The sequence below is a fragment of the Citrobacter sp. Cf087 genome (assembly GCF_030334285.1).
Lineage (GTDB): Bacteria > Pseudomonadota > Gammaproteobacteria > Enterobacterales > Enterobacteriaceae > Citrobacter > Citrobacter freundii.
Map to the genome: position 1 here is coordinate 582445 of NZ_JAOWED010000030.1, position 7071 is coordinate 589515.

7 protein-coding genes are annotated in these 7071 nt (G+C 51.5%); 2 read left to right on the forward strand and 5 right to left on the reverse strand.

Annotated features, from left to right (window positions below):
- Window positions 1-26: 26 nt before the first annotated feature.
- Entirely contained in the window at window positions 27-1202 is a 1176-nt protein-coding gene (locus tag OGV57_RS16615) for an MFS transporter (protein WP_054528668.1), read from the reverse strand.
- A 104-nt stretch (window positions 1203-1306) separates the two neighbouring features.
- On the opposite strand from OGV57_RS16615, the gene yafC reads away from it, so the two are divergent.
- On the forward strand, window positions 1307-2221 hold the full coding sequence (yafC, locus tag OGV57_RS16620; RefSeq protein ID WP_003843865.1) for a DNA-binding transcriptional regulator YafC: 915 nt from the start codon (window positions 1307-1309) through the stop codon (window positions 2219-2221).
- Between the two features lie 21 nt (window positions 2222-2242).
- Here yafC and dkgB read toward each other — a convergent pair whose 3' ends face one another.
- Both dkgB and OGV57_RS16630 read right to left on the reverse strand, forming a co-directional pair.
- On the reverse strand, window positions 2243-3046 hold the full coding sequence (gene dkgB / locus OGV57_RS16625; protein WP_054528089.1) for a 2,5-didehydrogluconate reductase DkgB: 804 nt from the start codon (window positions 3044-3046) through the stop codon (window positions 2243-2245).
- A gap of 100 nt (window positions 3047-3146) precedes the next feature.
- Entirely contained in the window at window positions 3147-3797 is a 651-nt protein-coding gene (locus OGV57_RS16630) for an RHS repeat domain-containing protein (protein WP_081011293.1), read from the reverse strand.
- Window positions 3798-3851: 54 nt separating this feature from the next.
- Between OGV57_RS16630 and OGV57_RS16635 the strand changes: the two genes are divergently transcribed.
- The gene (locus tag OGV57_RS16635; protein ID WP_054528087.1) at window positions 3852-4163 is read left to right on the forward strand and encodes a SymE family type I addiction module toxin; all 312 of its coding nucleotides are present in this window, start codon (window positions 3852-3854) and stop codon (window positions 4161-4163) included.
- Between the two features lie 75 nt (window positions 4164-4238).
- Here the strand turns inward: OGV57_RS16635 and OGV57_RS16640 are convergent, their stop codons facing one another.
- Together OGV57_RS16640 and OGV57_RS16645 are read right to left on the reverse strand one after the other, a co-directional pair.
- Window positions 4239-4685, reverse strand: a complete 447-nt coding sequence (locus tag OGV57_RS16640; RefSeq protein WP_054528086.1) for a hypothetical protein — start codon at window positions 4683-4685, stop codon at window positions 4239-4241.
- Between the two features lie 3 nt (window positions 4686-4688).
- On the reverse strand, window positions 4689-7071 hold a 2383-nt coding region (locus OGV57_RS16645), incomplete at its 5' end, for a toxin C-terminal domain-containing protein (protein ID WP_213751866.1).

A 7071-nucleotide genomic window follows, 5' to 3' on the forward strand; every position in this document is an offset into this window, starting at 1 on the left:
TGTAAGTGGGCGCTTACATCAATGATTTACCCCAAAGCAACGCGCACGGGCTTATCAAGACGACCGCTGAGTCCCATCAGCAGGAAAGCAACCAGGACAATAAGTGCGCCAATCCACGGCGTCTGCGCCAGACCATAATGCTCGACCGTTTGTCCACCAATCACTGAACCCAGTGCAATGCCAATGTTAAACGCCGCAATGTTCAACCCTGACGCCACATCTACAGCATTAGGCGTAAATTGTTCCGCTTTCTGTACCACGTAGACCTGCAACCCCGGTACGTTACCAAAGGCAAAGATCCCCATTACCAGGATGGTAGCCAGCGCGGCATACTGCGTAGAAGCCGTCAGTTGGAAAACCATCAGCAGAACAAACAGCGCGGCGAAAATGAATTTCAGCGCAGGAACGGCACCATGCTTATCCGCCAGCTTACCACCCCAGATATTACCGATAGCCACTGAAACACCGTAACCCAGTAAGATCCAGCTTACTGCTGCCGGAGAGAATCCCGCCAGATCCTGCATCATCGGTGCCAGGAAGGTGAATGCCGTGAATACACCGCCGTAGCCCAGTGCCGTAACGGCATAAATCAACAACAGACGGGGATGAGTCAGCACTTTCACCTGGTCGCGAATGCTGGCGGCTGCACGACCGGGAATGTTGGCGGGGATCAACAACTGGCTACTGATCAGTGCAATCACGCCTAACATTGATACCGCAAGGAAAGTCTCGCGCCAGCCAAAGTGTTGACCAATAAACGTTCCCAGCGGCACGCCGGTTACCAGCGCCACCGTTAAGCCACCAAACATAATAGCGATGGCGGAGGCCGCTTTCTCTTTCGGCACCAGACTTGTCGCGATGGTAGAACCAATCGAGAAGAATACGCCGTGTGCCAGCCCAGTCAGCAGACGAGCGACAATGAGTGTCATATACCCGGGAGCCTGCCATGCCAGCAAATTCCCCGCCGTAAACAGAACCATCAGCGCAACCAGTAACTGTTTACGTGGCAGGCGTCCGGTCAAAGCGGTCAGTACCGGTGCGCCAATCGCCACACCCAGCGCATAGATGGAAACCAGCATCCCGGCGGAAGGTAACGAGATCGCCAGTTGTTGAGCGATGGTCGGCACCAGACCAACAATCACAAACTCAGTAGTGCCTATAGCGAAGGCACTAATTGTTAGTGCAAATAAAGCGAGAGGCATAAATAACTCCGTAACATCAGTAATCAGATGACACGCAGTATGCCTGGATGTTTTAATGACAAAAATATTCAAAATCTCAATATAATTTTGCGTCAGGTGCAAAAATGAAAGCAACCTCTGAAGAACTTGCGATTTTTGTAGCGGTAGTGGAAAGCGGTAGCTTTAGCCGGGCGGCAGAACAGCTTGGACAAGCCAATTCCGCGGTCAGTCGGGCAGTAAAAAAGCTGGAGATGAAACTGGGCGTCAGTTTGCTTAATCGAACGACCCGACAGCTAAGTCTCACTGAGGAAGGAGAGCGCTACTTCAGGCGGGTGCAGCAGATACTGCAAGAGATGGCTGCAGCAGAAACAGAAATCATGGAGTCGCGTAATACTCCGCGCGGCCTGCTGCGCATCGACGCAGCAACACCGGTGATGTTGCATTTCCTGATGCCGCTAATCAAACCGTTCCGGGAGCGGTATCCCGAGATGACGTTGTCTCTCGTCTCCTCGGAAACATTCATCAATCTTATTGAACGAAAAGTGGATGTTGCTATACGAGCGGGTACACTGACTGACTCGAGTCTACGTGCGCGTCCGTTATTTACCAGCTATCGCAAGATTATTGCCTCACCGGAGTACATTGCCCGTTTTGGTAGACCAGAGACCGTCGAGGAGTTAAAACAGCATCTGTGTCTGGGGTTTTCCGAACCGGTTTCGCTCAATACCTGGCCAATTGCCTGTAGCGACGGACAGCTGCATGAGGTCGAGTGTGGAATTTCTTCCAACAGTGGGGAAACGCTAAAACAGCTTTGCCTGAACGGCAACGGCATCGCCTGTCTTTCAGATTATATGATAGATAAAGAGATCGCGCAGGGAGAGCTAGTGGAACTGCTGGCCGATAAACGTCTGCCGGTAAAAATGCCTTTCAGCGCCGTTTATTACAGCGATCGTGCGGTCAGTACACGTATTCGTGCATTTATAGACTTTTTAAGTGAATATATAAGAACAGCTCCCGAAGGAGCTGTAAAAGAGGGGTAAGGGATACACAGGATCGGGCAATTAATCCCAGGCAGGAGCCAGACCTTCCGGGCTGACCAGACGATCGTTGCAGTCCAGTGCCGCGATCATTTTTTTATCTTCGCCATCCAGATGCAGTTCCAGCGCCAGCAGGTTGCTTGCCAGGTTTTCACGTTTGGTAGAAGAAGGAATTACGGAGTAACCTTCCCCCATTGCCCATGCCAGAATAACCTGCGCCGGGGTCGCGTTATGTTTAGCGGCAATGTGCGCAATCACTTCATCTTTCAGCGCGTTACCGTAAGCCAGCGTCATGTAAGAGGTGATGTGGATACCGTGTGCTTTCGCCCAGTCAACCACCTTACGGCTCTGAAGATACGGAGAAAGCTCAATCTGGTTGGTCGCAATATTGTCTGCGCCTACTGTGGCAATGGCTTTTTCCATCAGCGCAATGGTGAAGTTTGAGATACCAATTTCACGAGTCAGTCCCTGCTGTTTTGCTTCGAGCAGCGCCAGCATGAATTCCTCAACAGATACAGCATCTCCTGGAGATGGCCAGTGGATCAGCACCAAATCAACATAATCTGTACGCAGTTTCTTCAGGCTTTCTTTCAGACTTGGGATCAATTTTTCTTTGCTGAGATTTTCAATCCAGATCTTGGTTGTGATGTACAGTTCGTTACGCGGTACGCCGCTTTCGGCAATCGCCTGACCAACAGCCGCTTCATTATCATAGATTTGCGCAGTGTCGACAGCACGGTAGCCCAGCTCAAGCGCCGTTTTAACAGAAGCGATAACCACGTCGTCTTTCAGGCGGAAAGTACCCAAACCAAATGCAGGGATAGCCATAGAATTCCTCTTTTTAATCACTATGTTCATCAACTAAGAGGATTATGACTTCCAGCTCTTTATAGAAAAATAGTGATAAATGCAGAGAATTTTTGCGGATTCAGCAATAATAAAATTGCAGGCAAAGAAAAAGCCCTTGGATCAGACGACCGTAAACATCATAAACGCAGGCTTTCTGCCGGAGCTGATGCTGCTGATTATGCTTCAGCGCCTGCCCTGACTGCGAGGCCTCCAGTTGGTTCCCCGCCGCGTCATACTGCCAGTGAACCGGATTGCTGAACCCCTCCCGGTAACTTTCTGGTTGCCCCTGTGGCGTCCAGCTCAGGCTGGTTACATGGCCTTCAGCGCGGAGTACCTTCACCAGTCGCCCGGCCGGGCTGTATTCATAATGCGTACTCTCTCCCGCGGCATCCGTCTCTTCCGCCAGTCGGTAAGCCTCATCATAGCGGTACTGCGTCGTTTTACCTGAACAGTCCTGCGCACTGCTGACCTGCCCGCGTGCATTATAAGTCAACCGTTGCACACCGCCTTTCTCATCCGTGAACGCCGTAACCTGTCCCCAGGCATCACGCTGGTAGTAACAGCACTGTCCCAGCGCATCAATCACCGCGCATAGCCCAAAATGCTCATCATAAAAATACTGATACGTGCTCCCGTCAGGCCCGGTGACTTGTGCAGGCAGCGCCCGCTCTTCGTGCCAGCGGGTAAAAACGCAGCTAAAGAGAAGGATTAAAATGAACGCGGCGCTGATGTGTTACGAGCACACCAACGCCGCTCACCACAACTAGCTATTAGGGAGTTAATCATGGCTGAACGCGATTCTACGCCAGAAGTGACTCTTTCCAAAACCCAGCGCCGGGTAAAAATCGGCGCTGTCGGCATCTGCCACACCAACCGTAAAACCAAAGTCCCCACCCATTACTCCCATAGCCCCGGCATCCACCTTAAAGGCAACTGGCTGGCTGAGGCGGATTTTGACACCGGGCGCGGCGTGACGGTGCGGATTTCGCAGGGGTGCATTGTGCTGATCGCCGACTGCGACGAGGTGCAGGAGCTGGGCGAGCAGCTTTATCAGATGCGGCAGGTGGTGAAGGGGATTAAAGAGGCGGTTGTTTAGTGGGGTGAACGACGGCAGGTAAATAAAAAATAAGCCGGGAAGGTTTGAGGGAGTTTCCCGGCTCTTATCTTATTATTAGTATGGGGATTTATATCTTTGAACAGTAAGATCCGTTTTTATTTGATCTATACATTTTTCAGAGCAAGCATTACATAAAAAATACATATAGAAATCATAACCAAAATGAAACTCACATTCATTAGATATAAGCTTACACCATATATACTCTCTTAATATTGATTGAACTACATCTTTAAGCTCACCAAGCTGTATAATGCTACCTTCTGCATACTTATATTTATCAACATTCAGTTCCAATCCCTTAATTTCTAATGACTTTACACCAAGGCAATTACATGCTTCAAAAATATAATTTATATATTTCTGTTCAACTTCTTTATATTCACTCTCTGTTACCTTATTGCCTATATCATAAAAGCTAGTCCATTCATTTGGAGATGAATACCCTCTCCCCAACTCATCAGTTTGAGTATATTTAGTTATTCTATATGAATATTTCATTCATTAATCACCTATTCGATTAAGATCAGCATCATAAGTTCCTGATCTTGTTCGCCTGCTTCCTAAATTTCTCACGCTATCAGCAGCTTTCCAAAACCCACCATTATGTTGGTCAACATCAGGAGTAATATATTTGGTCTTATTAGGTGCCTTATTATTTACGAAGACAGGCTGCCCGTGAGAACGTTCATTGACTTTTTTATAACCGAGTTCTTTTGCTTTAGCAGTATGTCCACAACTCAGCCCTAAAGGATCGATCCATGTCAGCGGATTGGGCGCATACTGATAAAGATTCAGTCCCCCCGCCAGCCCTATCGGGTCCGGTGTGATAAACCTTCCCATATCAGGCGCATAATACCTGAACGTATTGTAGTGAAGCCCCGTTTCCCTGTCCAGATACTGTCCCGCAAACCGCAAGTTCTCTTCCGGGGAATGGCTCCATTTCCCGCTCCACCGATGACCGCTTTCATCGGCATATTCCGCCCGCGTTTCTCCCCATACGTCCGCTTCCAGACACCAGTGCAGTTGCCCCTCTTCATCCGTCAGTGCCTGCGGCATTCCGTTCTGCCCGCAGCGGTAATAATCCACTCGCTGCTTTTCTCCGCTCCCGTATATCCTCGCCAGCGGCGTATAGCTGCCTGCATCTTCATACACATACACCAGCGGCAATCCGTTTCGCTCCTCCGCCAGCAGCCGCAGCCCTTCCCACACAAACCGCGTTTCCTGCTGCGTTGCCTTTACGCATCCCTCTCCTTTCTCATACACCTTCACCACGCTGCGCTTTTCCGTACGCCTTCCCAGCGGGTCATAGCTGAAATTCACTTCATGCCGCGTACTGCCCGTTCCCGTCGCCGTGGGGGCTTCCATCACCGCTTCCGTCATCCGGTGTTCGCTGTCGTATCTGTAATACCATATCCCGCCCGGCCCCGGCTTCTGGATCAGACGACCGTAAACATCATAAACGCAGGCTTTCTGCCGGAGCTGATGCTGCTGATTATGCTTCAGCGCCTGCCCTGACTGCGAGGTCTCCAGTTGGTTCCCCGCCGCGTCATACTGCCAGTGACTGCTCCCCCTGAAACTGGTGTCCTGCCGCAGAATATGGTCTGCCTCATCATAACTGTAACCCTGATAGCGGTAATCGCAGATTTGCGTTTCACTCAGCAGATTATGGCGGCTGTCGTATTGCCAGTGCCACGCTTCTGCCGGGCGCATCGACTCTTCCTGGCGGTAAATTTCCCGGCGTTCCGGTCGCCCCAGCCTGTCATACCGGGTCCGCATCGTCAGGCTCCCTCCCTGCGTGCGGCTGATTTCACGGTGCAGGTTATCACGACTGAATTCAGTGAGCAGCCTGTCGTCCAGGCTGATACTCAGTGCATGTCCGCTGCCATAGTACAACGTCTTCAGATGGCGGCCATCCGGTAGCTGCACCACGGTGCGATTGCCCAGTGCATCCAGTTCGTAGCTTACCCGCCCTGTGTTGTTTTCTTCTGCCGTCAGTCGCCCCAGCCGGTCATAACTCAGTTTCACCTTTCGGGGGGGCTGTGCTTCCCCTGACTCATCATGACCTGCCGGATAAAACAGTACCTCTGTCAGGTTACCCGTGGTCGAATAATGGTATACCGTGCGTCCATCCTGTGTCCGTTTCTCCGTCACGTTCCCCGCAGGATCATACTGCCAGGAATGCACCAGCGCATCCGGTGTTCCGGCTGCCCAGGTTTTGCTGATAACACGATCACACTCATCGTATTCGTAGCGGGTGATGACACCATCCAGCCCTTGCTCTTCGTACAGACGATCATTCACGCCCCGGATAAACCGGTACATTTCGCCATTTTCGTTATACAAGCGTGTCAGCCAGTTACGTTCATCGTATTCACGCCGGACAGTATGGCCCAGCGGATCGGTTACCACGCTCAGACGCCCGCAACGGTCATACTGCCAGCGAACCGGATTGCTGAACCCCTCTCGGTAAATTTCTGGTTGCCCCTGTGGCGTCCAGCTCAGGCTGGTTACATGGCCTTCAGCGCGGAGTACCTTCACCAGTCGCCCGGCCGGGCTGTATTCATAATGCGTACTCTCTCCCGCGGCATCCGTCTCTTCCGCCAGTCGGTAAGCCTCATCATAGCGGTACTGCGTCGTTTTACCTGAACAGTCCTGCGCACTGCTGACCTGCCCGCGTGCATTATAAGTCAACCGTTGCACACCGCCTTTCTCATCCGTGAACGCCGTAACCTGTCCCCAGGCATCACGCTGGTAGTAACAGCACTGTCCCAGCGCATCAATCACCGCGCATAGCCCAAAATGCTCATCATAAAAATACTGATACGTGCTCCCGTCAGGCCCGGTGACTTGTGCAGGCAGCGCCCGCTCTTCGTGCCAGCGGGTA

Excerpts from the sequence above, each read along its gene's own strand:
- yafC (WP_003843865.1), top strand. The coding sequence starts at position 1,307 with ATGAAAGCAACCTCTGAAGAACTTGCGATTTTTGTAGCGGTAGTGGAA.
- OGV57_RS16615 (WP_054528668.1), bottom strand. The coding sequence starts at position 1,202 with ATGCCTCTCGCTTTATTTGCACTAACAATTAGTGCCTTCGCTATAGGC.
- dkgB (WP_054528089.1), bottom strand. The coding sequence starts at position 3,046 with ATGGCTATCCCTGCATTTGGTTTGGGTACTTTCCGCCTGAAAGACGAC.
- OGV57_RS16640 (WP_054528086.1), bottom strand. The coding sequence starts at position 4,685 with ATGAAATATTCATATAGAATAACTAAATATACTCAAACTGATGAGTTG.
- OGV57_RS16635 (WP_054528087.1), top strand. The coding sequence starts at position 3,852 with ATGGCTGAACGCGATTCTACGCCAGAAGTGACTCTTTCCAAAACCCAG.